Genomic DNA, 26,175 nt, shown 5'->3' with positions numbered 1-26,175 from the left:
GTTCTTGGTCATCCCGGGATGCACCACGAGGCGCAGGCCCGGAATGACGGCAGCATGTCGTGGCTTAGTCCAGGTGGAACTTCGCGAGCTCGCGGTGCTCGGCCTTGATGTAGCGCACCGTGCCGGTAACGGAGCGCATCACCACCGTCTCGGTCTCGATCACGCCGTCCTTGCGGAATTTGACGCCCGACAGCAGCGAGCCGGTGGTGACGCCGGTGGCGGCGAAAAGGCAGTCGCCGCGCGCCATGTCCTCGATGCCGTAGATCATCTTGGGATCGTTGACGCCCATCTTGGCGGCGCGCTCGCGCTTCTCGTCGGAGTCGAGGATGAGACGGCACTGCATCTGGCCGCCGATGCAGCGCAGCGCCACCGCCGCGAGCACGCCTTCTGGCGCACCGCCGGTGCCGAGATACATGTCGACGCCGGTGTTGTCGGGGTCGGCGCAGTGGATCACGCCGGCAACGTCGCCGTCGGTGATCAGGCGCACGGCGGCGCCGGTCGAGCGCACGCTCTCGATGATGCTGGCATGGCGCGGACGGTCGAGCACGAGAACGGTGATCCCGTCCGGCTGGACTCCCTTGGCCTTGGCGAGGCGGCGGACGTTCTCGGCCGGTGTCGCATCGAGCTCGACGACGCCCTTGGCGTAGCCGGGACCGATCGCGAGCTTCTGCATGTAGACGTCGGGCGCGTGCAGGAGCGTGCCGCCATCGGCCATCGCCATCGTGGCGATAGAGCCCGGCATGGCCTTGGCGCACAGCGTGGTGCCTTCGAGCGGGTCGACCGCGATGTCGACCTGCGGGCCGGCGTTCATGCCAACCTTCTCGCCGATGAACAGCATCGGCGCCTCGTCGCGCTCGCCCTCGCCGATCACGATGGTGCCCTCGATCGGCAGCTTGTTGAGCTCGCGCCGCATGGCGTCGACGGCGGCCTGGTCGGCCGCCTTCTCGTTGCCGTGCCCGCGCAGCCGCGCCGAAGACACTGCCGCCCGCTCCGTCACGCGCACGATCTCCAGCGTGAGAATGCGCTCGAGCAACGCTTGCGGCGGGACTGAAATATGGGTCGACATCGGCTAACTCCTTCGAAACAGTTTTGGACGGATATTTCCGCCCGCATCAACTCACAACGCCCACGGTTCGTTCGAACCGCCTCATAGTTCGAGCATGCTCTTTCCGGAAAACCGCTTCGCACTTTTCCGGAGCATGCTCAGTTCTTCTCGATCCGGATCACCTGCGGCCGTCCGCTGATCACCTTGTCCTTCTGCACGGCCGCCAGCGCGCGGCGCACGGCGTCCTCATGCGTAGCATAGGTGATCAGGATGACGGGCACGGGCACCGCCTTGCCATCGGTGGGCGCAGCGCCGCCATTGGGATGGCGTTGCACGATCGACTCGATCGAAATCTTCTGTTCCGCGAGCCGGGTCGCGATCGCCGCCGCGGTGCCCGGGAAATCGCGTGCCAGAAGGCGGATGTAGTAGCCGCCCTCGTGGCGCTCCATCGGCGCCTTCTTGGTGTCGCGCAAATGCGAGATCGGCCGGCCGAACGGATTGGCGCGGATGCCGCGCGCGACATCGGCGATGTCGGCAACGACGGCGGATGCGGTCGCAGCACCGCCTGCGCCGGGACCGACCAGCGTGATCGGCGGGATGCCCTCGCCATCGATCGTGACCGCGTTGGTGACACCCATCACCTGCGCGATCGAGGAGGATTTTGGAACCATGGTCGGATGCACACGCTGCTCGATGCCCTTGGCGGTGCGCACCGCAACGCCGAGCAGCTTGAGCCGGTAACCGAGATCGTCAGCCGCACGGAGATCTTCCGGCGCGATGGATGAGATACCTTCGACATACACCGCGCTTTGAGCAACTTTCGTGCCGAATGCGAGGCTGGCGAGAATGGCGAGTTTTTGCGCGGTATCGTGGCCGTCGACGTCGAAGGACGGATTGGCCTCGGCATAGCCGAGCCGCTGCGCATCCTTGAGGCATTCGGCGAAGGACAGGCCCTCCTGCTCCATCCGGGTCAGGATGTAATTGCAGGTGCCGTTGAGGATGCCGTAGACGCGATTGATGCCGGTTCCGGCAAGACCCTCGCGTAACGTCTTGATGACGGGGATCGCGGCGCCGACCGCTGCCTCGAAATTCAGCGCGCCGCCGTGCTTTTCAGCCGCCCTGGCGAGCTTGAGGCCGTGCTTGGCGAGCAGCGCCTTGTTCGCGGTCACGACGGACTTGCCGGCATTCAGCGCAGCCTCCACCGCGGACAGCGCGGGATCGCCGGCGCCGCCCATCAGCTCGACGAAGCAGTCGATGCCGGGATGGGTGGCGAGCGCGATCGGATCCTTGACCCATTCGACGCCGCGCAGGTCGATGCCGCGCTTCTTCGCCTTCGAGCGCGCGGTGACGGCGACGACGCGGATGCCGCGGCCGCTGCGGCCGGCAAGCACGCGGGCTTGCGTTTCAATCAGACGGACAACTTCGGCGCCCACGGTGCCGAGCCCCGCTATGCCCACTTTCAGGGGTGCGACCATGATGCTTTTCGAAAACCTGTCGAAGAGAATTAGCGCCGGTTGGCGAGCGGAACGACGTTGTGCAACGTTTCGATCCCGCTTTCAAGGAAGCGTCGCACGCCGCGCGCGGCCTGCCTGATCCGTTGCTCGTTTTCCACCATCGCGATGCGGACATATCCTTCGCCATGCTCGCCGAAGCCGACGCCGGGCGAGACCGCGACGCCGGATTTCTCCACCATCAGGGTCGCGAACTGCATGCTGCCGACGCTGCGGAAGGCCTCCGGCAGCGGCACCCAGGCGAACATCGAGGCCTCCGGCGGCGGGATCTCCCAGCCGGCACGACCGAACGATTCCACCAGCGCGTCGCGGCGCTTGCGGTAGGTGTCACGCATCTCCTTGATGCAATCGTCCGGGCCGTTCAGCGCGGCGGTCGCGGCGACCTGCACCGGCGTGAAGGCGCCGTAGTCGAGATAGGATTTGACGCGGGCCAGGGCCGCGATCACGCGCTCGTTGCCGACCGCAAAGCCCATGCGCCAGCCGGCCATCGAATAGGTCTTCGACATCGAGGTGAACTCGACGGTGACGTCGATCGCGCCGGGCACCTGCAGCACCGAGGGCGGCGGGTTGTTCTCGTCGAAATAGACCTCGGCATAGGCAAGATCGGACAGGATCAGGATCTCGTGCTTCTTCGCGAATGCGACGAGGTCCTTGTAGAAGTCGAGGCTCGCGACATAGGCGGTCGGGGTCGACGGGTAGCAGACGACGAGCGCGAGCGGCTTCGGGATCGAATGCACGATCGCCCGCTCGACGGCCTCGAAGAATTGCGGCGTCGGCTCGGACGGCACCGAGCGGATCACGCCGCCCGCCATCAAAAAGCCGAAGGCGTGAATCGGATAGCTCGGGTTCGGGCACAGGATGACATCGCCCGGCGCGGTGATGGCCTGGGCCACATTGGCAAAGCCCTCCTTCGAGCCCAGCGTTGCCACGATCTGGGTGTCGGGGTTGAGCTTCACCCCGAAGCGGCGGGCATAGTAGCCGGCCTGGGCCCGGCGCAGGCCGGGGATGCCGCGGGAGGCCGAGTAGCGGTCGGTGCGCGGCTTGCCGAGCGTTTCCTTGAGCTTCTCCAGTACATGCGGCGGTGCCGGCAGGTCCGGATTGCCCATGCCGAGGTCGATGATATCGGCGCCGGCATTCCGCGCGGCCGCCTTGGCCCGGTTGACCTGTTCGAACACGTAAGGCGGAAGGCGGCGGATGCGGTAAAATTCTTCCATGGCTCTCTGGGCTCCGGGCAACCGGTCTGGACAGAATCGACAGGCCATGACGGCCATTCGGAAAGGCGCTCGCTACCTTCGCGAAAATTGCTCAAGATCAGACACTTAGAGCAGTCATCGCCGACGGCGGCTGAAGTCGTTCGCCCTGACTCTCGGCTGAACTGAGGTCTTTTAGCACGGCAAGACGGAGGCGCCAGCGATTACCTTGCGGCGCCTATTTCGCGTCCTTGGCGGCAACAGCCTGGCGGTCGCGCGCGGCGGCAAGCTCGGCCTCGATCTTGGCGCGCTGGTCCGGCGGGATGACCGCCTGATCGCGATCCGGCGGCAGGTCATGCACCGGCAGATAGCTACTCGGCTCCCTGGGATGCGCCTGTGCATCCGCGGGCGTCATATCCGCGAGTTGGCTCGAACAGCCGCCCAGCACAAAGGCCACGCTCAGGAGCGTGCCGCAAATCAGCAGCGACTTTTGCAGGTCCCTCAACGCCAACACTTGGGAAATCCCCACCTCGTCCCAAAGCACGGCCCCGGGCAACCTTACCCAAGTCCGCGCCCAAGCTCAAACCATTGCTGCCCAAATGGTGCGAGCGAGAAAACAGCCCGGCACTACCAAGCCGAGCGGTGCGGCTCGATTGTGACGGAACCAAGAAGATTTGTCGCACTGCAACACATCTTCGAGAGTGTTTAACGCCAAACATGCGAGCTTCGCGGTGACGAATACGGAATGAATCGTTACTGTTCTGCTCATGAGCATGGCCACGACCGACACGCCCAAACCCGAGACGAAGTTTAATGCGGAAGCCTTCGCGATGAATGTCGCGCGGGCGATGGAGAGCGGCGGCAAGGCGCTCGCTGCCTACCTCAAGCCGCGCGAGAGCGGCGAGGTGCAGGACCGCCCGCCGGCCGAACTGACCGAGGTCGTCAAGACCTTCACGACGGTCGCCGAATACTGGCTGTCGGATACGACCCGCGCATCGGATCTCCAGACCAAGCTCGCCAAGGATTATCTCGACCTCTGGGGTTCGGCGGCCCGCCGCATGGCCGGACAGGACGCTGCTCCCGCGATCGCGCCCTCACCGCGCGACAAGCGCTTTGCCGATCCGGAATGGAAGTCGAACCAGTTCTTCGACTTCGTGATGCAGCTCTATCTGCTCACGACCAAATGGGCACACGAGCTTGTGCGCGACGCCGACGGGCTCGATGCGCCGACCCGCCGCAAGGCGGAGTTCTACATCCAGCAGGTCACCAACGCGCTGTCGCCATCCAACTTCGTGCTGACCAATCCGGAGGTGCTGCGCGAGACGGTGGCGAGCAGCGGCGAGAATCTCGCGCGCGGCCTGAAGATGCTGGCCGAGGACATCGCAGCCGGCAAGGGCATGCTGAAGATCCGCCAGTCCAACCCGGACAATCTCGTCGTCGGCGTCAACATGGCGACGACGCCGGGCAAGGTGATCTACCAGAACGAGATGATGCAGCTGATCCAGTATTCGCCGACCACGGAGAACGTGCTGCGCACGCCGCTCCTGATCGTGCCGCCCTGGATCAACAAGTTCTACATCCTCGATCTCAAGCCGGAGAAATCCTACATCAAGTGGTGCGTCGACCAGGGCATCACCGTGTTCGTGATCTCATGGGTCAACCCGGACAAGCGGCTCGGAGCCAAGAGTTGGGAAGACTACATGAAGCAAGGCCCGCTCACGGCGATGGACGTGATCGAGAAGATCACCGGCGAGATGAAGGTGCATACCGCCGGCTATTGCGTCGGCGGCACCATGCTCGCGACGACGCTGGCCTGGCTCGCCGAAAAGCGCCGCCAGCGTGTGTCCTCCGCGACGTTCTTCGCGGCACAGGTCGACTTCACCCACGCCGGCGATCTGCTGGTGTTCGTGGACGAAGAGCAGGTCGCCGCTCTCGAGCAGGACATGAAGGCGGCCGGTGTGCTCGAAGGCTCCAAGATGGCGATGGCCTTCAACATGCTGCGTTCCAACGATCTGATCTGGTCCTACGTCGTCAGCAACTACCTCAAGGGCCAGCAGCCGAGCGCGTTCGACCTGCTGCACTGGAATTCGGATGCGACGCGCATGACGGCATCGAACCATTCCTACTACTTGCGCAATTGCTACCTGGAGAACCGGTTCTCCACCGGCACGATGGTGCTCGACAACACGCTGCTCGACCTGTCCAAGGTCAAGGTGCCCGTCTACAACCTCGCCACCCGCGAGGACCACATCGCGCCGGCGGAATCAGTGCTGTACGGCTCGCAATTCTTCGGCGGTCCGGTGAAATACGTGCTGTCCGGCTCGGGCCACATCGCCGGCGTCGTCAATCCGCCCGCCTCCAACAAGTACCAGTACTGGACCAACGACAACATCAAGGACGTCAACGTCGCCGAGTGGATGAAGGGCGCGGTCGAGCACAAGGGCTCGTGGTGGCCGGACTGGCGCGAATGGCTCGGTACACTCGATCCGGAAGAAGTTCCGGCGCGCAGCGTCGGCAGCGAGGCCCTGCCCCCGATCGAGGACGCGCCCGGCAGCTATGTCAGGGTCCGCGCATAGCGCAATCTTGCGCGCTTGTATAAGCTCGCTCTCAAGACAGAGATGACAGAGGGGACCGGACTATGACGCGCGAATTGTTCTGGCTGACACTGACGGTGATCCTGACTGGAATCCTCTGGATTCCCTACACTATCAACCGCTGCCAGATTCGCGGTCTTGGCGGCGCGATGGCCAATCCTTCGCGCGGCGACAAGCCGCAATCGGAGTGGGCGAACCGCCTGATGTTCGCGCATGACAACGCCGTCGAGAACCTGGTGCTGTTCGCGCCGTTGGTGCTGATCCTGAACGCGATCGATTATTCCTCGAAATGGACGGTGCTCGCCTGCGCCGTCTATTTCTGGTCGCGCGTCGCGCATCTCATCGTCTATGCGATGGGCATCCCGGTGTTCCGCACGCTGGCCTTCTCCGTCGGCTTCCTCGCGCAGGCCGTGCTGGCGCTCGCGATCTTCAAGGCGCTCTGATCGCGCGTCCCGGACGCGTGGCGATGCATCACGAACCCAACCGGGACTTCCTCCAGTTCCAGGACCTGACACGAAGACCTGGACGCGGACACGATCCGCTCCATCATCGGGCGTGCCCAGGTGCCGGCGTCAGCGTGGACCGACCGGGCCATGCCGCCGAAAGGTTGAACCACGCGAAGACCAGCCGCGCTGCCGGTGTTGCCAAAGAATGACAGTGCGACAAAAACAGCGATGCCGACCTTGGGCTGATACGAAGTGTCGTGCATCCACAGGTATATTTGGCCATCGCAATTGATTGATTCGGGGCAGACATGAATTGGAAGATTGTATCCGCGCTCGGCGCCCTGTCGCTGGCAACCGTCGCGACCCAGGCCGGTGCCGCTGATCTCGCCGCCCGTCCCTACACCAAGGCGCCGCCGATGATCGCCGCGATCTATGATTGGAGCGGTTTCTATATCGGCGCCAACGGCGGCTATGGTTCGTCGCGCAAGTGCTGGGACCAGACTGTCGGCTTCGCGCCCGGCGTTGCGGAAGGATGCCATGATGCGACGGGCGCCGTCGCCGGTGGCCAGATCGGCTATCGCTGGCAGAGCAGCGCCTTCGTGTTCGGTCTCGAAGCGCAGGGCGACTGGGCGGACCTCGACGGCCGGAATGCCAGCACCGCGCTCGGCGTCGCTAACCGCACCCACGTCGATGCCTTCGGCCTGTTCACCGGCCAGGTCGGCTACGCCTGGAACAATGCGCTGCTCTACGTGAAGGGGGGCGCGGCCGTCACCAGCGATCGTTACCGCGGCATCGGTACGGGCGGTCTGGCCGGGGCCGAGTTCGATGGTGCCAACGAGACCCGCTGGGGCGGCACGATCGGCGTCGGCCTCGAGTACGGCTTTGCCCCGAACTGGTCGGTCGGCCTCGAATACGACCACATGTTCATGGGTCACCACGACGTCACCCTCACGGCCAACGGCGCGCTGGCGCCTGTCGGCACGTTCTCGCGCACCGATCGCATCGGTCAGGATGTCGACCTGATCACCGCCCGCATCAACTACCGGTTCGGCGGCCCGGTCATCGCGAAATACTGAGGGCCCATGTCCGCGCCGCAACGCATCTGCGTCGCGGCGCGGAGCCGCGATCCGGAGAGCCATACGCGAAGCAAGCCAAGCATGGGCCCCGGCACTGCAGCGCACCGCTGAAGAAGCGCTGCGCTGCGTCCGGGGCACGGAGTCCTACGCCTCCGGCAGGCCCAGCATCAGCCGCATGTTCTGCACGGCTGCACCCGAGGCGCCCTTGCCCAGATTGTCCAGCCGCGCGACCAGCACGGCCTGATGATATTTGTCGCTGGCAAAGACGTAGAGCTCGATCATGTTGGTCTCGTTGAGCGCCTCGGGCTCGAGCTTGCCGCCCTTGGTCGTCTCGTTCTGAAGCGGCATCACCGAGACGTACTTTGATCCGGCGTAGCGTTTTGCCAGTGCGGCCTGGAGATCGGCGCCGCTGGGCTTGCCCGGGAGCGTGTCGAGCTGGAGCGGGACCGAGACCAGCATGCCCTGCCTGTAGTTGGCGACCGACGGGATGAAGATCGGACGTCGCGTCAGGTTCGAATAGAGCTGCATCTCCGGCAGGTGCTTGTGCTCGAAGCCGAGGCCGTAGAGCTCGAAGGACGGCGCGCTGCCGTCTTCGAAGCTCGCGATCATCGACTTGCCGCCACCGGAATAGCCGCTCACCGCATTGACGGTGACGGGATAGTCCTGCGGCAGCAGGCCGGCGTCGACGATCGGCCGCAGCAGCGCGATCGCGCCGGTCGGATAGCAGCCGGGATTGGAGACCTTCTTCGCAGCCTTGATCTTGCCGGCCTGGTCCGGCGTCAGTTCCGGAAAGCCATAGGCCCAGTCGGGCGCGACCCGGTACGCGGTCGAGGCGTCCAGCACCTTCGGACCCGACGGCCCCATGCTATCGATCAGCGCGACCGTTTCCTTCGCGGCATCGTCGGGCAGGCAGAGGATGACGAGATCGACATCCTGCATCAGCGCCTTCTTGGCCGCCGGGTCCTTGCGCTTGTCGTCGGCGATGGTCTTCACCACGACGTCGCTCTGGAGCTTGAGCCGCTCGTTGATGCCGAGGCCGGTGGTGCCGGAGCCGCCATCAACGAAGACGGTGGCGGGCTTCCTGGCAGCGCCGGTGGTCGGGGCTTTCGTGGTTTCAGCGAGACTCATGGCACGCTCCTTTCGAGCTTGTTGGTTTCGTCGGCGAAGGCGTCCGGCCTCACGTCCTGCATCAGTTGCGATATCTTCCTGGCGTCGGCGGCGGGCTGCGCGCCGAGCGCATTGGCAATCGCCGTATAGTCGGCGTCGGACTTGTGCTGGTTGAGCTTGAAGCTGCCCTCGACCTCTTCAACCGTCATGACCAGACCCACGATCGCCTTCTTCATCGCCTCGAGCCGCCCGGCCGTCATCTTACCCGACGTCCATGGCTTCTTCGGCAACAGCCATTTCTCGAACTTGTCGCTGAGCGTGTCGATCTGCACCGACAGCTCGTCGTCCGACAACAGCCGCACCGGCCCGGCCAGATGCACCGACTGGTAGAGCCAGGTCGGCACCTGATCCGGCGAGACGTACCAGTCGGGCGACACATAGGCATCGGGCCCGTTGACCGTGAGCAACCATGCCCCCGAACCGTTAGCCAACTTTAGCAGCGGATTGTGACGGGCGACATGAAAGGCGGCCTGCGGCGTGCCGTCGGCGGCATAGGTCAGGTAGAACGGCAGCGGCGAGGCGACCGGCTTGAGACCGTCGAAGGCGCACATGGTGCCGAAGCCGCGCTCTTCGGCGAATTTCAGGCTCGCGGCGCGGTCCTGCTTGAAAAAGGGTGGCGTGTACATCGTGGTCTCCTGCTGGGCCTCCTCGGGGAGCCGCCGGATCAGATCGCGCTGACAGGAGAGAGAATGCCGCGGATCGGATCCAGCGGCAAAGACGATGATCTCAAACGCGATCGACCGCCCAAACCGCAAGACTGCGGCGGCGGCGACGGGCGAACAAAATGGTCGCGGCGTTGATCATGGCGCGGGGCTATAAGGCCAGCGGGTTCCAGGGTCAAGTCCAAATCGGCGGGCGTGACGGCGGGATGCCGCACCTCGTGACGGCAGGATGCCGCACTGATGTCATCGTGGCGCGGCGGAATTTCCACCAGCAACGGGGGTTCCCGACAAAGACCGACGCGCCACGCCCCGCCGGTCAGTCGCAATCCAGCCCAGGAGATCGCCATGACCGAGATTACTCGTCGCGCAACACTGGCCGGCGCCGCCGCCGCAACGCTCCTGCCATTCATGAAGACGTCGCCCGCGAGCGCCGCAGCGCCGCCCGCCGCAACACAGAATGCGAGCTTCTACCGCTACAATGTAGGCACCCACCAGGTCACGGTGGTCTGCGACGGCGTCACCACCGTCAACCTGCCCGACAATTACGCGGCCGGCGCCAGCAAGGACGACATCAACAAGATCTTCGCCGAGAACCATCTGCCGACCGACAAGGTCACCCACACTTTCAACCCCGTGGTGGTCAACACCGGGTCGAAGCTTGTCGTGATCGACACCGGTCTCGGTCCCGACCAGTTCACGCAGACCAAGGGCAAGGTCGGGCAGTTCCACAACAACCTTGCCGCTGCCAGCATCGACCGCGCCGCGGTCGACACCGTCATCATCTCGCATTTCCACGGCGACCACATCAACGGCCTCCTCGCGGCCGAGAACAAGCCGGCTTTCGCCAATGCCGAGATCATGGTGCCGGCAGTGGAATGGAAATTCTGGATGGACGACGGCGAGATGAGCAAGGGAATGGGCAATCCCATCCTCGAGAGCAATTTCAAGAACATCCGCCGCGTGTTCGATGCACTCGGTCGCAAGGTGACACCCTATGATTCCGGCAAGGAGGTCGCGCCCGGCATCACCGCGGTCGCGAGCCCCGGCCACACGCCGGGCCACAGCTCCTTTATCGTCGCCTCCGGCGCGGAGCAGGTGCTGGTGCAGGTCGATATCACCGCCGGCGCAGCGTTCCTGTTCGTCAGGCATCCCGAGTGGAACATCGCCTCCGACGTCGACAAACCTCTGGCTCAGGAGACGCGGCGCAAGCTCTACGACATGGCGATTGCCGAGAAGATGCCGATCCAGGCCTTCCACGCCGCCTTCCCGGGTCTGGTCCGGGTCGAGAAGGACGGCGCGGGCTATCGCTGGATTCCGTCGATCTGGAACGCCTCGCTCTAGGTCTCGCCGTGCGCACAGCCGGGCGGCGTTGCCGCCCGGTCAGATCACCCGCCAGATCCATTCCATCAACTTGGCGATCACGTCCCCGAACAGAAGCAGTGCCGCCGACCAGATCAGCGCCGAGATGAAATTGGCGGACTGGAAACTCCAATAAGGCATCTCGAAGATGCCGGCTGCGAGCGGCACCGAGGCGCGCAACGGGCCGAAGAACCTGCCGATGAAGATGCTCGGCACGCCCCAACTCCGCACGAAGGCCTCGCCCCTGGGCAGCAGTTCCGGATAGCGCGACAGCGGCCACATCTGCGCGACCTTCTCCTTGTAACGGTAGCCGAACCAGTAGGAGACCCAGTCGCCCAGCGCCGCGCCGAGGCCGCCGGCGATCCAGACCGGATAGAAGCTGATGCCGCTCGCGCCGATCAGCGCGCCGATCGCCACCAGCGCTCCCCAGGCCGGGATCAGCAGCGAGATGAAGGCGAGCGACTCCCCGAAGGCGAGCAGGAACACGATCGGAGCTGCCCACATCTCGTGGGCGCGCACGAAATCGGCCAAGGCGTGCGCAAACTGCTCCATTCAAAAAATTGCCTTCCGCCCTGCCGCAAGGTGCTGCTCGATGAAAAGGACTGGTAAGCCAAGGACTTGTGTGACATCAAGTCATAAAGTCAGATCCAGACTGGACCGGGACGTCAAATTGCCGGGAATTGGAGGGGCTGCGGCGTAAAATCGCCGGGATTGGCTCCCAACGACGCCGCCAGCCCGCCCCTGCGGTAACCTTTCCAGGTCAGAAGTGGCATAGTCACCTGAACCGATTCGCCGCTTCCGCGGCCCCGAAAGCGTATCAAGATATATGTCCAAGCAATTGAAACCCAAAGCAAAAGACGATTTCTTCGGCGGCGAAGAGCCGAAGTCGCGCGCGCCGGTCAAGGCAGCGTCCCGTGGAAGCGGCGGCGAGGCCGACTACACCGCGGCCGACATCGAGGTGCTCGAAGGCCTGGAACCGGTGCGGCGCAGGCCCGGCATGTATATCGGCGGCACCGACGAGAAGGCCCTGCATCACCTGTTCGCCGAGGTCATCGACAACTCGATGGACGAGGCGCTCGCGGGGCATGCGACCTTCATCGGAGTCGATCTGAGCGCGGACGGCTTTTTGACCGTCATCGACAACGGCCGCGGCATTCCGATCGATCCGCATCCGAAATTCCCGAAGAAGTCGGCGCTCGAAGTCATCATGTGCACGCTGCATTCCGGCGGCAAGTTCGACTCCAAGGTCTACGAGACCTCGGGCGGCCTGCACGGCGTCGGCATCTCCGTTGTGAACGCCCTCTCCTCGCTGCTCGAGGTCGAGGTCGCACGCAGCCAGAAGCTCTATCGCATGAGGTTCGAGCGCGGACACCCGAAGGGCAAGCTCGAGGACCTCGGCAAGGTCAACAACCGCCGCGGCACCCGCGTGCGCTTCAAGCCCGACACTGACATCTTCGGTGCCAAGGCCGCGTTCAAGCCGCAGCGCCTGTTCAAGATGACGCGCTCGAAGGCGTATCTGTTCGGCGGCGTCGAGATCCGCTGGAACTGCGCGCCCGAGCTGCTCAAGGGCGTCGAGGACGTGCCGGCGGAAGCGACGTTCCACTTCCCCGGCGGCCTCAAGGATTACCTCGCCGCCGCGATCCACGCCGACACGCTGGTGCATCCCGACATCTTCTCCGGCAAATCGGGCCGCAACGGCGCGCATGGCGCCTGCGAATGGGCCGTGGCCTGGACCGCGGATGCCGACGGCTTCCTGTCGTCCTACACCAACACGGTGCCGACGCCGGATGGCGGCACGCATGAATCGGGCTTGCGCAGCGCGCTCTTGCGCGGCCTGAAGGATCACGCCGAACGTGTCGGCCAGGGCAAGCGCGCCTCGTCCATTACGTCGGAAGACGTGATGGTGGGCGCCGCCGTGATGCTCTCGGTGTTCGTGCGCGAGCCTGAATTCCAGGGCCAGACCAAGGATCGTCTCGCCACCGCCGAAGCGCAGCGCATCGTCGAACAGGCGATGAAGGATCCGTTCGACCATTGGCTCTCGGGCAATCCGAACCAGGCCAACAGGCTGCTCGACTTCGTGGTCGACCGCGCCGAGGAACGGCTGCGCCGCCGCCAGGAAAAGGAGACCGCGCGCAAGACCGCGGGCAAGAAGCTGCGCCTGCCCGGCAAGCTCGCCGATTGCACCGATGCCGGTCTGGATGGCTCGGAACTCTTCATCGTCGAGGGCGACTCGGCAGGCGGCAGCGCCAAGCAGGCGCGCGACCGCAAGAACCAGGCCGTGCTCCCGCTGCGTGGCAAGATCCTCAACGTCGCCTCCGCCGGCAAGGACAAGCTGACGGCGAACACGCAGCTCGCCGACCTCGTGCAGGCGATCGGCTGCGGCATGCTCGCGCAATATCGCGAAGAGGATCTGCGCTATCAGCGCATCATCATCATGACCGACGCCGACGTCGACGGCGCCCACATCGCTTCGCTGCTGATCACCTTCTTCTACCGGCAGATGCCGCGGCTGATCGACGAAGGGCATCTCTTCCTCGCGGTGCCGCCGCTCTACAAGCTGACAGTCGGCACGAAGTCGATCTACGCACGCGACGACGCGCACAAGGAGGCGCTGATCAAAGGCGAGTTCAACGCCAACGCCAAGGTCGAGGTGAACCGCTTCAAAGGCCTCGGCGAGATGATGCCGGCGCAGCTCAAGGAAACCACCATGGATCCGGCCAGGCGAACGCTGCTCAAGGTGGTGCTGCTCGCCGACGACCGCGACACCACGGCGGACTCGGTGGAGCGCCTGATGGGCACCAAGGCCGAGGCACGCTTCGCGTTCATCTCGGACAAGGCCGAATTTGCCAACGAAGAGTTGCTCGACGTCTGAAGCCGCAGGGCATCCCGGCGCCGTGTCCATCAAGAGCCCCGGCATCAAGCCGGGGCTGTTTTATTTTGCGGACAATACCAATTGCCCGCCTCGGCTTCGGTGATTCCCTGCTTCCTCGCCTGGCGACTCGGCCAACGACTCACCGAGCCACGGCTGAGGCAGGGCTGCCGCCATTTCGGACAAAGCCCAATTCCCTAACCAGAAGTTACCTGAATTCGACATCTCAAAAATCGCCTCAACGCATTGAAATTATGTCATTATTCCTGACTTAGGCGCTTGCGCCCCGAATCCCCGCCGAACCGCGTTTTCCGGCGACTGTGCCTGCCCTGCAACAGCATTTCGGCGAGAAGCGGCTATAGTCCGGGCATCAGATCAGAGGACTTCAGTGCGCTCGCGCCTGCCGGACAGACCAAAGCTTGGGGATTTTAAAATGAAGAAGATTTTGCTCGCACTGACCGCGGTTGCCGCGATGACCGGCTCGGCCTCGGCGGCTGACCTGGGTGCCCGCCCCTACGTGAAGGCTCCGATGGCGGCCCCCGTCGCCAACTGGACCGGCTTCTACATCTTCGGCGGCGCCGGCGGCGGGCTTTCTGCTTCCGACCAGCACGTGCAGACCACTGTCGGCGCAATTCCGCTGACGATCGACCAGCGCCAGGGTGGCTCGGGCTGGTTCGGCACCGTCGGTCTCGGCTACGACTGGCAGTTCAACAGCACCTGGGTCGCCGGTGTGTTCGCCGACGGTCAGTTCGGCAGCATCCGCGCTACCGTTCAGGATCCGACCCTCGGCATCACCGGCAACCAGAAGCTGGAAGACTCCTGGGCCGCTGGTGTGCGCCTCGGCTGGCTGGTTGCTCCGAACGTTCTCTCCTACGTCAACGGCGGTTACTCGGGCGCCCACTTCGGCCAGACCAACTTCATGACGCTGGCTGGCGTTCCGAACGGTACCCACCTCAACAGCTATAACCGTAACGGCTGGTTCGTCGGCGGCGGCGTCGAGAACAACCTGAACATCTTCGGCATCCAGTCGCCCGGCTGGTTCATGAAGACCGAATACCGCTCGGCCTTCTACAACGCCAAGACCCAGGACGAGTTGACCGACGTCGGCAACGTGCCGGTCGGCAACAGCATCCGCGCCAACACCTGGAACCAGACGATCTCGACCTCGCTGGTCTACCGCTTCAACTGGACCGGTCCGGTCGTCGCGAAGTACTGAGCTGAACAAGTCCTGATCTGATCTCCCGATCAGACGTCAAGCCCCGGCCTCGGCCGGGGCTTTTTCGTTGGCGAGGTCCTGCGCTGAGCCTGCTGCCCGGCCGCATGCGGTAACGGCCATTGTACCCGAGCCGAAGCTGCGGCTAGTCTGCTTCCCAAGTTCTCGCGGCCTGCGACGATCGTTCATCGCGGGGGCCACGACAGAAGCAGATCGATGGGGAGGAATGCATGCGCAGATTTCTGCTGATCGCAGGCCTGTTTGCCCTCGCCGTCGGGTTGCTCTGGATCGGACAGGGCACGGGCACCGTCGCGTGGCCGCGATCGAGCTTCATGGTCAACCAGCTGCAATGGGCCGGCTATGGCGCAGCCATGGCGGGCTTTGGGCTGGTGCTGATCTGGCAGAGCAACCAATAGAAGAAACCAGGGAATAGCAGCATGACATCCAATCGGTTCGATCTGCGCGGCAAGGTCGCGATTGTCACGGGAGGCAATGGCGGCATCGGGCTCGGCCTCGCCCACGGTCTGGCCGATGCCGGCGCCGACATCGCCGTGGTCGGACGCAACGAAACCAAGTCCGCGGCCGCCGTCGCCGATCTCAGGCAGCGCGGCGTGAAGGCGATCGCCGTCACCACCGACGTGACCGACAAGGCGGCGATCGCCGCGATGGTCGAGCGTGTCGTCAAGGATCTCGGCCGCATCGACATCCTCATCAACAATGCCGGGATGAGCATCCGCAAGCCGCCGCACGAGCTCGAGCTCGACGAGTGGAACAAGGTGATCAACACCAACCTCACCAGCGCCTTCCTGTGCTCGAAGCTGGCCTATCCGGCGCTGAAGGCGTCCGGCAACGGCAAGGTGATCAACATCGGCTCGATGATGTCGATCTTCGGCGCGAGCTTCGCGACCGCCTATGCGGCGAGCAAGGGCGGCATCGTGCAGTACACGCGCGCCTGCGCCAATGCGTGGGCGCCCGACAACATCCAGGTCAACGCCATCCTGCCGGGCTGGATCGACACCGACCTGACCCGCGGCGCACGGCAGCAGGTCTCGGGATTGCACGAGCGGGTGCTGGCACGCACGCCTGCGGGTCGCTGGGGCGACATCGACGACTTCGCCGGCATCGCCGTGTTCCTCGCCTCGGCCGCCTCGAATTTCGTCACGGGCACCGCGATCCCCGTCGACGGCGGGTTCTCGGTGATGGCCTGAGCCCTGCCCCACACGCAAAAAAAGAAGCCCCGGACGAAGCCGGGGCTTTTTAATTCTTGGTCGCGATTTTCTTTTAGGTGCTTGATCGTTCGTTGACGCCCTTAAAACGCGATGAGATTGGGATGAATCGTCATCGCGCCTTAGGTTCTTGTTTGAGCATGATCTTTTCGGAAAACCGCTTCGCGCTTTTCCGGATCATGCTCTAGTAACGCGCGATGACCGGCGCGTCGAACTTGTAGCTCGCGCGGACGACGGCCCACTGGATGTCGCGCGGCTTGGCATCGAAGGTGTAGGTACCCGAGGTGCCGCCGAGCTGATAGGTCTGGCTGCCGAAGGCCGCGTAATTGTACTCGAGGCCGACGATCCAGTTGCGGGTGACGCCGTATTCCCAGCCGGCGCCGACGGTCCAGCCGTTGGCCCAGTGGGTCTGACCGCCAGAACCGGTTACCGGGCCAACCGTATCGGTGACCGACAGGCGGTTGTTCACGCCGGCATAGCCGCCCTTGAAGTAGAACAGGTTGTTCTGCACGGCGAAGCCCGCACGGCCGACGACGGTCGCGAGCACGTTGGCGCGCCAGGAGAACACGTCGTCGCCCGCGCCGAACGCGGTGTTGGTGAACGAGCCCTTGTTGTCGAGGCCTGAGATCGTGCCTTCCATGCCGAACACGTAGTTGTTGGCCTGCCAGTTGTAGCCGATCTGGGCGCCGCCCATGATGCCGGAGTTGCGCTGACGATAACCCTGGCCCGGGACGAGATCGCCGAACGGCGCGCCGGCCCCGCTGTTGATGAACTGCTCGTTGGTCCATGCGCCGCCGATGTGGCCGCCGACGTAGAAACCGGTCCAGTTGAACATCGGCTCGACATAGGCCGGCGCCTTCGTGTAGCGCGCGCCGAGATCGGCGGCGGACGCAGCGCCGGTCGAAACCAGAGCGGTCGTGCAGGCGAAGGCGGCAATCAATTTGTTACGCATGGTACACCCCGTATCCTTTGATGGGTGCACGCTCACACGCAGTTCTTACTCAAATTTGAATCAAGAAAGTTAAGACGCGGGATTGCCGGGCAACGCGCCCTGAATCCGTTTGCGCTGTTGCACGCAGGCAACGCGCCGCGCGCGATTTAACGCCGCGTTATCCCTACCGAATTCCTGCGCTACGATGCCGCGACGTCCTTCGAATGCACGTGCTCGGGCCGCACGCCGAGCGCGAGCAGGCGCGCCGGAATGCCCTGGAGCCATGGCACCGCGGTAATGAGGCGCACGATCAGCGGCACCTTCAGCGGCCGACCGCCGCCCTGCAAGGCGCCGCTGATGATGTTGTTCTGCACGATCACCTGCATCGCTTGCGTCATCTTCACCGGGAACTCGCGGCGACGGCGCACGGCATCGAGCTCGTTCTCCGACGCGCAGCCGTGCTGCATCTTGTCCGCCAGCAGGTTGGCGGTGGCGACCGCATCCTGCACGGCGAGATTGACGCCGACGCCGCCGACCGGCGACATCGCATGCGCGGCATCGCCGATGAGAAGCAGGCCCGGCCGCGTCCAGCGCTTCAGGCGGTTGATCGCGACCGTGAGCAGCTTGACGTCGTCAAAGCTCTTCACCTCGGCAATGCCGCTCTTCAGGATCGGCGCCATGCGCACGACGTCTTCGAGCAGCGCCTGCAATCCCCTCGCCTTCACTGCCTCGAATTGTCCCTTGGCGATGACATAGGCGCATTGCCAATACTCGCCGCGATCGAAGGTGATCATCATCTTGCCGGGTTCGACACGCGCGAACACGTTTTCCGTCTCGTCGGCATTGCGGCCGGCGCGGAACCACAGCACGTCCATCGGCGCGCCGATCTCCTCGACCTCGAAACCCGCGCGTTCGCGCACGGTCGAATGCCGGCCGTCGCAGGCGACGGTGAGATCGGCCTCGATGTCGATCAGCCCCTCCGGCGTCTTCGCCCGCACGCCGGCGATGGTCTCGCCGCGGCGGATCAGATCGACGGCCTCCGTAGTCATCATCACCTTGAGCGAAGCAAAGCGCCGGCCGGACTCCCGCAGGAAATTGAGGAAGTCCCATTGCGGCATGAAGGCGATGAAAGGGTATTTGGTGTGGAGGCGGCCGAGGTCGGCGATGCGCACCGGCGTGCCGCCGAACAGGCCGTCCATCTTCTGCAGGCGCTGATGCGGCAGCTTCAGGAATTCGTCGATGAGGCCGAGCTCGTCCATCACCTCGAGCGTCGAGGGATGCACCGTGTCGCCGCGAAAGTCGCGGAAGAAATCCGCGTGCTTCTCCAGCACCACGACATCGATGCCGGCACGTCCCAGGAGGTAGCCGAGCATCATGCCGGCCGGCCCGCCGCCAACGATGCAACACCGGGCTTTTACGGTGAGACCTTGCGAAGGCTGCGACGCATCTGGTTTCACGGCGCGATCCTCATTTACGACTTAAGTTTTCTGTGCGGTGCAGCAAACAGGATTCATTTGCCGCAATGGCGAATGACCGTTAGCGTCGTCTTTAAATACGATTGATTTCAGGAAATTGCAGTGCGGACTATCCTTATACTGCTCGGCGCCTGGCTCCTGATCAACGTGCTCTTCGTCGTGGTCATGATCCCGCCGCGCAAGCCGCGGAGGCCGCGGCAAACGGGCGCGCTCGCACCCGTGTCGATCGATCAGAATGGCTATCCGTTCGAGGAGCAGGAGAAGCTCCTGCTCCGCCACGTCATCATCTCGATCGCGATGGGCGCATTCTTCTCGCTGGCTCCGCCCTTGATCGAGGCCGTCGAGTCGGTCAAGCGCTTCATCAGCAAGCGGCGCGGATAGCGGACGCGTAGCCTCCGCCCGCGTCGTCAATTGTTGCTGCGGTTCACTGTTCGAAAGCTCTTGATCTCCGACACGCTGCCGTCGCGATAGGTCAATTCCACCGAAACGAATTGCGTCGCCGGCGCGAGCTTCATGTAGAGCGGCATGCCGGCGCTGATCGCGCTGGGGTCGCGCATGTCGCAGCCCGGCATCTTCAGCACCTGGTTCGGAACGGCGGTGTCGATGCCGATGCGTACCTCGCGGATGGCGCAGCGGTAGGACACGAGGTGGGTGTAGTAGACGAGCAGCCCGTTGAATTCGCGGAACGACAGCCAGCTCGTCGCGGTCATGTCGAGGATCTTGCGCTGATCGCGTATCAGCGCGGCTTCGGGATCGAACCTGATCGGGAACGGTCCCTGCATGTCGCCGGATTGATCGACATAGCGAACCTCGATGGTGCCGGCTTGCGCGTCCGGCGGCAATTCGATCGACGGGTTCGGCATCCGCTTGCGTGTGCGCGGATCGAGCGTGTCGATGAAGCCGGTCTCGCGGAAATCGCCGTTGCCGGCCATCCGCCAGGAGATGCCGAGCGTCGGGTCGGCGAACGAGAACACCACGCTCCAGCCGCCATTGTGGCGCGAGAAGCTCGCGATCGGCGCGTTGGTGGTTTCCTCTTTCGGCAGGCGCGGAACCGACACCGGCGGCAGGGCCGCGAGCTTCTGCGCGGGCGGATCGACCGGGCGCGCTGCGGCAGCGCCATCCTTCGCCGTGCCGCTCAAGAAGACGTCGTCGACCATCTGATCGAAATAGACCGGCACCTGCCTGTGCTTGACGGTATCGGCCATCTCGCTCACGAGACGGCGGGTGCGCTGCGCGACCTGCACGAGGTTCTCGCCGGGCTGGAGCAGCTCCTTGGCGAAGGTGCGCGTGAACACCGAATTGGGATTGGCGTCGTCGTTGGAGAGGCGATCGAGCGCGGTCTGGCGGGGACCTGCGGAGAACACCGAGAATACGCCTTCGGGCAGCTGCACCATGGGCGCGAGCCCGCCGCCGCCGGCCACCGCGCGGGTGCCCTTGCGCTCGAACGGATTGTTGCGGCACGCGTCGAACACCAGGATCGAGGTTCGCGCCTTCTTGTTCTGGAGGCGCTCGACGATGCGGTCGGCCAGGATGGAGGCGTCGCGCACCAGCTCTTCCTGTCCTTCCGTGGCCGCCGGCACGTCGGTCGGCAGCAGATAGTTCTGGCCGGCGATCTCGAAGCCGTGGCCGGCATAAAAGAAGAACGCGGTGTCGCCGGGCTCGATCGCCTTGTCGAAGGCGAGCAGCGTCTCGGAGAATTGCTGCCGGCTCTGGTTCTCGGCCACCATCACCGAGAAGCCAAGCTGCTTCAGCGTATCGCCCATGGTGCGGGCGTCGTTGACCGCCTTGAGCAGTTTCGGGACGTTCCTGTAGTCGTTGTTGCCGACCACGAGCGCGACGCGCTTGTCGGCACGGGCCGGGAGCGCGAAACCGCTCAGGCTTGCCGCGAGGCCAAGCGCCGCCAGAATTCTGAAGAGCCGACGCGTCATCGAAAGCTTCCCGTTGCAGAGCGGCCCGCCGCCGATCCCCTCGAACAGTTCATTGGAGCGCTCCGCCGTTGATGTGATAGTCGGCCCAGCCATATGGACGGTTCAACGGCTTCGCGTCTCGGTTCCATCATTTGGCCTATGGCAGATTCCTCTGGAATCTGCTTTTTCTTGAACGATTTCTCGGGCGATTTCTTGGACAATTGCGCTGCAAACGGGGGCTGCCGTGTATCGCTGGTGTACCGACGAGGTGGAGCCGCACGATCGCTTCGACTATTGGCGCGAGGTGCGCGCCAAGGGGCTGTTCGGCGTCACCGCCGAACTCGAGCGCGAACGGCGGGCGGACTTCTTCGGCGAATTCTCCCTGCGCCAGCTCGGGGGCGGCAGTCTCGTCGAGCTGAAGGCCTCGCACTACACGGTCGAGCGCAGCACGACCGACATCGCCCGCGCGCCCGGTGACAGCATCTGCGTCTACCAGCAGCTCGGCAGTGGGGGCTGGTTCGGCGGCATGCGCGGAAGCGACTTCGCGATCGCCAATGGCAGCTTCGCCACCAGCCATACCGACCTGCCCTATCGCACCGCGCCGCTGGGCGCGGGCGGCTTCCACCTGCGGATCCTGAAGATCCCCCTGAGCGGCCTTTCCGTGCAAGACAAGCGCATGCGCGAGCTTGCGCCGCGGACGTTCGACGATCCCGGCCTGGCGCCCCTGCTCGGCGCCTGCTTCGCCGATCTCGGTGAGGCCGCCGCAGGTGATGACGGCGCCGCCGATGCGACCTCCCTCGGCCAGGCCTCCTTGGTTCAAGCCTCCTTGGTTCAAGCCCTCGCCCATCTGGCGCTGATCGAGCGCGGCATCCTGCGGCCCGGCAGCCGCCTCGGGCAGGCCGCGCTGCGGACCGCCCGGCTTTCGCAGGCCCGGCGCCTGATCGGGCGCCACCTGCAAGACCCGAATCTGGCGCCGGCGATGGTAGCCGACCTGCTCGGCGTATCGGTGCGTCACCTGCACATGCTGTTCGAGAGCGCGGCGAGGAGCTTTTCGCAGACCGTCACGGACGAACGCCTGAAACAGAGCCGCCACCTGATGCGCGAAGCCCCGGACCGGCTGATCGCTGACATCGCAACCTCCTGCGGCTTCGACAGCCTGGCGACCTATTATCGGGTCTTCAACGCCGCCTACGGAATGGCCCCCGGCGACTTCCGCGCCCGGGGTCAGGAAGGGCGTTAACTGCCGTTTGGGCAGATGCCGACGGATCACTGGATTTGACGGAAAACCGCAGCCGCGCCCGCTATTTGCGCAAAAACCTCAGGTTTTTTAGGACCTTCCCGCGCCTGCTCCATTGACTTTGGCCGATTCCCGCCTATGTTCCGAGGCGACGCGGCTCAGATCGAAGACCGATTCCTGAGCCTGGCGCTTTGTTCGCGTGAGTCAGCACCCCCAGCTTCTTTGAGAGCGCGCCGTTTCGGGGTGGAACGCGACAGCCTTATTACCCTCGATTCCGAACGGCGGTTTCGACCAGAGGCTCAATGTCTTTCACCAATCTCGGACTATCCGAAAAAGTCCTCGCCGCAGTGGCGGCCACCGGTTACACCACCCCCACCCCCATTCAGGAACAGGCGATCCCCCACGTCCTCGCACGCAAGGACGTGCTCGGCATCGCCCAGACCGGCACCGGCAAGACCGCGGCCTTCGTGCTGCCGATGCTCACCATCCTCGAAAAGGGTCGCGCTCGCGCGCGGATGCCGCGGACCCTGATCCTCGAGCCGACCCGCGAGCTCGCGGCGCAGGTGAAGGAAAACTTCGACCGCTACGGCGCGGGCCAGAAGCTCAACGTTGCGCTCCTGATCGGCGGCGTTTCGTTCGGCGACCAGGATGCCAAGCTGACGCGCGGCGTCGACGTGCTGATCGCCACGCCCGGCCGCCTGCTCGATCACACCGAGCGCGGCGGCCTGCTGCTCACCGGCGTCGAGCTGCTCGTCATCGACGAAGCCGACCGCATGCTGGACATGGGCTTCATCCCCGACATCGAGCGCGTCTGCAAGCTCGTCCCGTTCACGCGGCAGACCCTGTTCTTCACGGCGACGATGCCTCCGGAGATCCGGCGCATCACCGAAACCTTCCTGCACAACCCGCAGAAAATCGAGGTTTCCAAGCCCGCCACCACCGCCGTCACCGTTACGCAGTGCCAGGTGCCCGCCGGGCGCGAGGCGCATGAGAAGCGCGAGCTGCTGCGCCGCCTGCTGCGCGAGGCCAAGGATCTCCAGAACGCGATCATCTTCTGCAATCGCAAGCGTGAGGTCGCCGTCGTTCACAAATCGCTGCAGAAGCACGGCTTCAGCGTCGGCGCCCTGCACGGCGACATGGACCAGTCGGCCCGTACTGCGGCGCTCGAGCAGTTCCGCAAGGGCGAGCTGCCGCTGCTGGTAGCCTCTGACGTCGCCGCCCGCGGCCTCGACATCCCCGAGGTCAGCCACGTCTTCAACTTCGACGTCCCCCATCATCCCGACGACTACGTCCATCGCGTCGGCCGCACCGGCCGCGCCGGCCGGTCCGGCATGGCGATCTCTCTCGTAACGCCGCTCGACCAGAAGTCAATGGTGGCGATCGAGAAGCTGATCGGCCAGAGCATTCCGCGCGCCGAGGGCGATTACGAAGTCAACGCAGAGGCCGGCGATGGAAGCGAGCGCCCGCGCGAGCCGCGCGGCCGCGAACGTTCACGCGGCGGACGCGGCAAGCCGCAGCGCGGTGGCCGCGACCGTGAGCGCAGCCACGAGCCGCGCGAACCGCGTGGCGAGGCAAGGCACGCTTCTGAGACAAGGCCTTCAGCCGAAGCACGGTTCGCCCCCGAGGCAAGGCCTGAGCGCGAAGCAAGACCTGAGCGCGAAGCAAGGCCTGAACGCGAACCAAGGCCTGCGCGCGAGGCCAGGCCGCCGCGCGAAGCCAAGCCGTCATCCGAACCGCGGCACGGCGCGCGCCAGCACGCCAACAATTCGCATGTGCCGTCGATCGGCCGTCCTGAGCCGCGCCGCCAGCGCGAGGCCGACAGCGAACCGGGCGATCACTCGCATCTGCCGGCATTTCTGCTGCGGCCGGTTCGCTCCCCCGCCGGCGCCTGAAGCGCGTTGCGCTCCAGGCCTTGGTTGAACAGATTCGGTCTGCACTTTTTTGGATGGATTCGGGAACGTAGATTTACGGGTCGTTCACGATCGTCCGTTAGCCTGCGAACATAATTTAAGCATTGCTGCGGTCGCGGGCGCACCGACCGCTGTGGGGTATGTTCCGTGGTCAAGGTGCTTGACGAACACGAACGCACGATGGCGTTCGCCGAAGTAGCGCTCGGTCAGATCCGATCGCTTCGACAGACCGCAATTCCTCGCAATTACGAGATCTGGTACGTCTACGCGACCGGCTACAACGCCCCGCTCAACAAGATCATCAACGAGACGCTTGCGCTTAGCGGCAAGCTGACCGAAGCCGATCTCGAGCAGATCTACGAGACCTATCTCTCCCACATCAAGACCACCGACCGCATCGACAAGGTCGGCGCGCGCGTCATCGGCGAGATCGACGACGTCATGAAGGTCCTCGGCGACGCACTCGGAATGTCCGGCTCCTACGATGCCAGCCTGTCGGGCGCGACCGAAAAGCTGTCGGCGGCCAGGAGCCGCGAGCAGATCAAGTCGATCGTCGAGACGCTGCTGCGTTCGACCAGCGAGATGCGCGAGACCAACAAGGCGCTGGAAGACCGGCTGACGCTGTCGAAGAACGAGATCAGCAATCTCCAGCAGAGCCTGGAGGCAATCCGCGCCGAGAGCCTGACCGATCCGCTGACCGGCCTCGGCAACCGCAAATATTTCGACCGCATGATCGATATGGCCGTGCAGAATGCGCTCGCCTCCGGCGAGCCGCTGTCGCTGCTGCTGGTCGACATCGATCACTTCAAGTCGTTCAACGATTCCTACGGCCACCTCACCGGCGACCAGGTGCTGCGGCTCGTCGGTCTGTCCCTGAAGCAGACCATCAAGGGCCAGGACATCACCGCGCGCTATGGCGGCGAGGAATTTGCGGTCGTGCTCCCCAACACCGCGCTGCGCCAGGCCCTCACCGTGGCCGATCACATCCGCCGCGCAGTGATGGCGAAGGAATTGAAGAAGAAGTCCACCGGCGAGATCCTCGGCCGCGTCACCATCTCCGTCGGCGTCTCCATGCTGAAGCAGGGCGACGATCCCGACGCGCTGATCGAACGGGCGGATGCCTGCCTCTACGCGGCCAAGCGCAACGGCCGCAACCGGGTGATCTGCGAAGCCGATCCGGAATTCGCGGTCGAGACGCACAACCGGGTGGCGTGACGCGCAAGCTCGCGCACCACCGCCCGCGCTTGACATTCTGTGCCGACGGCACCTGCGTCTTCACGGCCAAGGACATGAGAGTTGGTCCCCACCATCTTTGCCGGGATCTCAACGGTGGGCACGCTTCGCTTTGCTCACCCTACGAACCGCCTTCTTGGCTGTTCGTTTCTTCGCCGGCGGCTTCGTCGAAATCTTCTTCGCCGTCTTTTTCTTCGGCCGCTTCTTCACCTTGGCGCGCTGGGCGGCGGCGAGCGCCGCCCTCGCCCATTGCGCGAGCTCCCCGGAATCGTCGAACAGGCGCGCCGGCAGCTCCCAGTAGGAGTTCACCACCACGGTCTTGGCGCGCGTCGAATACTGGAACGGCTTTGAACCTTCCGCTTCGAAATCCGGGATGGTGACCTCGTCGGCGCGCAGGAACAGGCCGGCGCGCAGGGCGAGCGCGAAGTTGATGCCGTCGGCGGAGATGCCGTAGCCGGAGAACATCTTTCGGATGGTGACGGGGCCGAAATCGGCGAACAGGTCGATCAGGAATTCGCGGTCCATCGAGGGCTTCCCGGAGCGAGCAGGTCAGCCTTCATACCACCGCCGTCATTGCGAGCGAAGCGAAGCAAGCCAGGCTGTCCCCGCGCAGACAGTCCGGAATGCTTCGTCGCACCAGCGCAAGATTGCTTCGCAATTTTGTCGCGGGCTCCTCGCAATGACTGGGAGAACTACCCGTCGATCTTTGCCGGCCGTAGCTCGACCGACTCGCCGCAGCCGCAGGCCGAGATCTGGTTGGGGTTGTTGAAGACGAACTGGGCCTGCATCTTGTCGGCCTTGTAGTCCATCTCGGTGCCGAGCAGGAACAGCACGGCCTTGGGATCGATCAGGATCTTGACGCCCTTGTCCTCGACGACCTCGTCGGTCGGACGGACATCATGGGCGTATTCCACCGTGTAGGACTGGCCGGCGCAGCCGCCGTTCTTCACGCCGACGCGCAGGCCGACGATCTCGGAATCGGCGCGGCTCGTCAGCTCGCTGATGCGCTGGGCGGCAGCATCCGTCAGCCGCATCACCTGCGGGCGAGGCCGCCGCGGCTTCGGAGGGGATGCTGGTGTTGAGCCGGACGATATCTGTGTCATGTCAGTGATGTGGTCCGTTGC

24 protein-coding genes are annotated in these 26,175 nt (G+C 64.5%); 12 read left to right on the top strand and 12 right to left on the bottom strand.

Annotation, left to right across the window (positions count from 1 at the left end):
- Positions 1 to 64 precede the first annotated feature (64 nt).
- The 4 genes from glpX to OC450_RS13670 all read right to left on the bottom strand — a co-directional run bounded on the left by glpX (position 65) and on the right by OC450_RS13670 (position 4,260).
- A complete protein-coding gene (glpX, locus tag OC450_RS13685; protein ID WP_211385654.1) occupies positions 65 to 1,066 on the bottom strand; it encodes a class II fructose-bisphosphatase in 1,002 nt (333 codons plus the stop codon).
- A gap of 137 nt (positions 1,067 to 1,203) precedes the next feature.
- Positions 1,204 to 2,520: a homoserine dehydrogenase gene (locus tag OC450_RS13680; protein WP_262048054.1), complete on the bottom strand. Its 1,317-nt coding sequence runs from the start codon at positions 2,518 to 2,520 to the stop codon at positions 1,204 to 1,206.
- Between the two features lie 29 nt (positions 2,521 to 2,549).
- Positions 2,550 to 3,770 (bottom strand): LL-diaminopimelate aminotransferase, encoded by a 1,221-nt coding sequence (locus OC450_RS13675; protein ID WP_262048053.1) that lies wholly within the window; start codon positions 3,768 to 3,770, stop codon positions 2,550 to 2,552.
- Positions 3,771 to 3,984: 214 nt separating this feature from the next.
- Positions 3,985 to 4,260 carry a hypothetical protein gene (locus tag OC450_RS13670; protein WP_211385817.1) on the bottom strand — a complete coding sequence of 92 codons (276 nt, stop codon included), beginning with the start codon at positions 4,258 to 4,260 and terminating at the stop codon, positions 3,985 to 3,987.
- 253 nt (positions 4,261 to 4,513) lie between these two features.
- Here OC450_RS13670 and OC450_RS13665 point away from each other — a divergent pair, with 253 nt between their 5' ends.
- From OC450_RS13665 to OC450_RS13655, 3 genes are all read left to right on the top strand, one after another.
- Entirely contained in the window at positions 4,514 to 6,322 is a 1,809-nt protein-coding gene (locus tag OC450_RS13665; protein WP_256808063.1) for a PHA/PHB synthase family protein, read from the top strand.
- A 62-nt stretch (positions 6,323 to 6,384) separates the two neighbouring features.
- Positions 6,385 to 6,783: an MAPEG family protein gene (locus OC450_RS13660; protein ID WP_211385647.1), complete on the top strand. Its 399-nt coding sequence runs from the start codon at positions 6,385 to 6,387 to the stop codon at positions 6,781 to 6,783.
- Positions 6,784 to 7,094: 311 nt separating this feature from the next.
- On the top strand, positions 7,095 to 7,862 hold the full coding sequence (locus tag OC450_RS13655) for an outer membrane protein (protein ID WP_262048052.1): 768 nt from the start codon (positions 7,095 to 7,097) through the stop codon (positions 7,860 to 7,862).
- Positions 7,863 to 8,006: 144 nt separating this feature from the next.
- On the opposite strand, the gene argC is transcribed toward OC450_RS13655, so the two are convergent.
- Together argC and OC450_RS13645 are read right to left on the bottom strand one after the other, a co-directional pair.
- Positions 8,007 to 8,990, bottom strand: a complete 984-nt coding sequence (argC, locus tag OC450_RS13650) for an N-acetyl-gamma-glutamyl-phosphate reductase (protein WP_262048051.1) — start codon at positions 8,988 to 8,990, stop codon at positions 8,007 to 8,009.
- Positions 8,987 to 9,655, bottom strand: coding sequence for an FMN-binding negative transcriptional regulator (locus tag OC450_RS13645; RefSeq protein ID WP_262048050.1), 669 nt, complete (start codon positions 9,653 to 9,655; stop codon positions 8,987 to 8,989). The genes argC and OC450_RS13645 overlap by 4 nt, the downstream gene beginning before the upstream one ends.
- 381 nt (positions 9,656 to 10,036) lie before the next feature.
- Between OC450_RS13645 and OC450_RS13640 the strand changes: the two genes are divergently transcribed.
- On the top strand, positions 10,037 to 11,032 hold the full coding sequence (locus OC450_RS13640) for an MBL fold metallo-hydrolase (protein WP_256808061.1): 996 nt from the start codon (positions 10,037 to 10,039) through the stop codon (positions 11,030 to 11,032).
- Between the two features lie 39 nt (positions 11,033 to 11,071).
- Here the strand turns inward: OC450_RS13640 and OC450_RS13635 are convergent, their stop codons facing one another.
- Positions 11,072 to 11,602, bottom strand: a complete 531-nt coding sequence (locus tag OC450_RS13635) for a DedA family protein (protein WP_211385637.1) — start codon at positions 11,600 to 11,602, stop codon at positions 11,072 to 11,074.
- Positions 11,603 to 11,876: 274 nt separating this feature from the next.
- Between OC450_RS13635 and parE the strand changes: the two genes are divergently transcribed.
- The 4 genes from parE to OC450_RS13615 all read left to right on the top strand — a co-directional run bounded on the left by parE (position 11,877) and on the right by OC450_RS13615 (position 16,340).
- Entirely contained in the window at positions 11,877 to 13,922 is a 2,046-nt protein-coding gene (gene parE / locus OC450_RS13630; protein ID WP_262048049.1) for a DNA topoisomerase IV subunit B, read from the top strand.
- A gap of 430 nt (positions 13,923 to 14,352) precedes the next feature.
- A complete protein-coding gene (locus tag OC450_RS13625) occupies positions 14,353 to 15,135 on the top strand; it encodes an outer membrane protein (RefSeq protein ID WP_211385635.1) in 783 nt (260 codons plus the stop codon).
- Positions 15,136 to 15,362: 227 nt separating this feature from the next.
- Positions 15,363 to 15,548, top strand: coding sequence for a hypothetical protein (locus OC450_RS13620; protein WP_007609848.1), 186 nt, complete (start codon positions 15,363 to 15,365; stop codon positions 15,546 to 15,548).
- A 21-nt stretch (positions 15,549 to 15,569) separates the two neighbouring features.
- Positions 15,570 to 16,340, top strand: a complete 771-nt coding sequence (locus OC450_RS13615; RefSeq protein WP_211385633.1) for an SDR family NAD(P)-dependent oxidoreductase — start codon at positions 15,570 to 15,572, stop codon at positions 16,338 to 16,340.
- 202 nt (positions 16,341 to 16,542) lie between these two features.
- On the opposite strand, the gene OC450_RS13610 is transcribed toward OC450_RS13615, so the two are convergent.
- Together OC450_RS13610 and OC450_RS13605 are read right to left on the bottom strand one after the other, a co-directional pair.
- Positions 16,543 to 17,310, bottom strand: coding sequence for an outer membrane protein (locus OC450_RS13610; protein ID WP_211385632.1), 768 nt, complete (start codon positions 17,308 to 17,310; stop codon positions 16,543 to 16,545).
- A gap of 179 nt (positions 17,311 to 17,489) precedes the next feature.
- Positions 17,490 to 18,746 (bottom strand): FAD-dependent oxidoreductase, encoded by a 1,257-nt coding sequence (locus OC450_RS13605; RefSeq protein ID WP_262048048.1) that lies wholly within the window; start codon positions 18,744 to 18,746, stop codon positions 17,490 to 17,492.
- A gap of 120 nt (positions 18,747 to 18,866) precedes the next feature.
- Here OC450_RS13605 and OC450_RS13600 point away from each other — a divergent pair, with 120 nt between their 5' ends.
- Entirely contained in the window at positions 18,867 to 19,145 is a 279-nt protein-coding gene (locus tag OC450_RS13600) for a hypothetical protein (protein ID WP_211385630.1), read from the top strand.
- Positions 19,146 to 19,171: 26 nt separating this feature from the next.
- Here the strand turns inward: OC450_RS13600 and OC450_RS13595 are convergent, their stop codons facing one another.
- Positions 19,172 to 20,692: a caspase domain-containing protein gene (locus OC450_RS13595; protein ID WP_211385629.1), complete on the bottom strand. Its 1,521-nt coding sequence runs from the start codon at positions 20,690 to 20,692 to the stop codon at positions 19,172 to 19,174.
- 223 nt (positions 20,693 to 20,915) lie between these two features.
- Between OC450_RS13595 and OC450_RS13590 the strand changes: the two genes are divergently transcribed.
- The 3 genes from OC450_RS13590 to OC450_RS13580 all read left to right on the top strand — a co-directional run bounded on the left by OC450_RS13590 (position 20,916) and on the right by OC450_RS13580 (position 25,033).
- The gene (locus OC450_RS13590; RefSeq protein WP_262048047.1) at positions 20,916 to 21,911 is read left to right on the top strand and encodes a helix-turn-helix transcriptional regulator; all 996 of its coding nucleotides are present in this window, start codon (positions 20,916 to 20,918) and stop codon (positions 21,909 to 21,911) included.
- 299 nt (positions 21,912 to 22,210) lie between these two features.
- Complete coding sequence (locus tag OC450_RS13585; protein WP_256808055.1) at positions 22,211 to 23,800, top strand: DEAD/DEAH box helicase; 1,590 nt, start codon at positions 22,211 to 22,213, stop codon at positions 23,798 to 23,800.
- A gap of 165 nt (positions 23,801 to 23,965) precedes the next feature.
- Positions 23,966 to 25,033 carry a GGDEF domain-containing protein gene (locus tag OC450_RS13580; protein ID WP_256808054.1) on the top strand — a complete coding sequence of 356 codons (1,068 nt, stop codon included), beginning with the start codon at positions 23,966 to 23,968 and terminating at the stop codon, positions 25,031 to 25,033.
- A gap of 108 nt (positions 25,034 to 25,141) precedes the next feature.
- Here the strand turns inward: OC450_RS13580 and OC450_RS13575 are convergent, their stop codons facing one another.
- Both OC450_RS13575 and OC450_RS13570 read right to left on the bottom strand, forming a co-directional pair.
- Positions 25,142 to 25,576, bottom strand: coding sequence for a TfoX/Sxy family protein (locus tag OC450_RS13575; protein WP_211385626.1), 435 nt, complete (start codon positions 25,574 to 25,576; stop codon positions 25,142 to 25,144).
- Positions 25,577 to 25,743: 167 nt separating this feature from the next.
- Positions 25,744 to 26,154 carry a HesB/IscA family protein gene (locus OC450_RS13570; protein ID WP_211385625.1) on the bottom strand — a complete coding sequence of 137 codons (411 nt, stop codon included), beginning with the start codon at positions 26,152 to 26,154 and terminating at the stop codon, positions 25,744 to 25,746.
- Positions 26,155 to 26,175 lie beyond the last annotated feature (21 nt).

This window comes from Bradyrhizobium sp. Bra78, from assembly GCF_024519855.1.
Taxonomy (GTDB): domain Bacteria; phylum Pseudomonadota; class Alphaproteobacteria; order Rhizobiales; family Xanthobacteraceae; genus Bradyrhizobium; species Bradyrhizobium japonicum_G.
The sequence above is the reverse complement of the archived record's forward strand: the minus strand, read 5'-3'. Positions and strand labels throughout refer to the sequence as shown.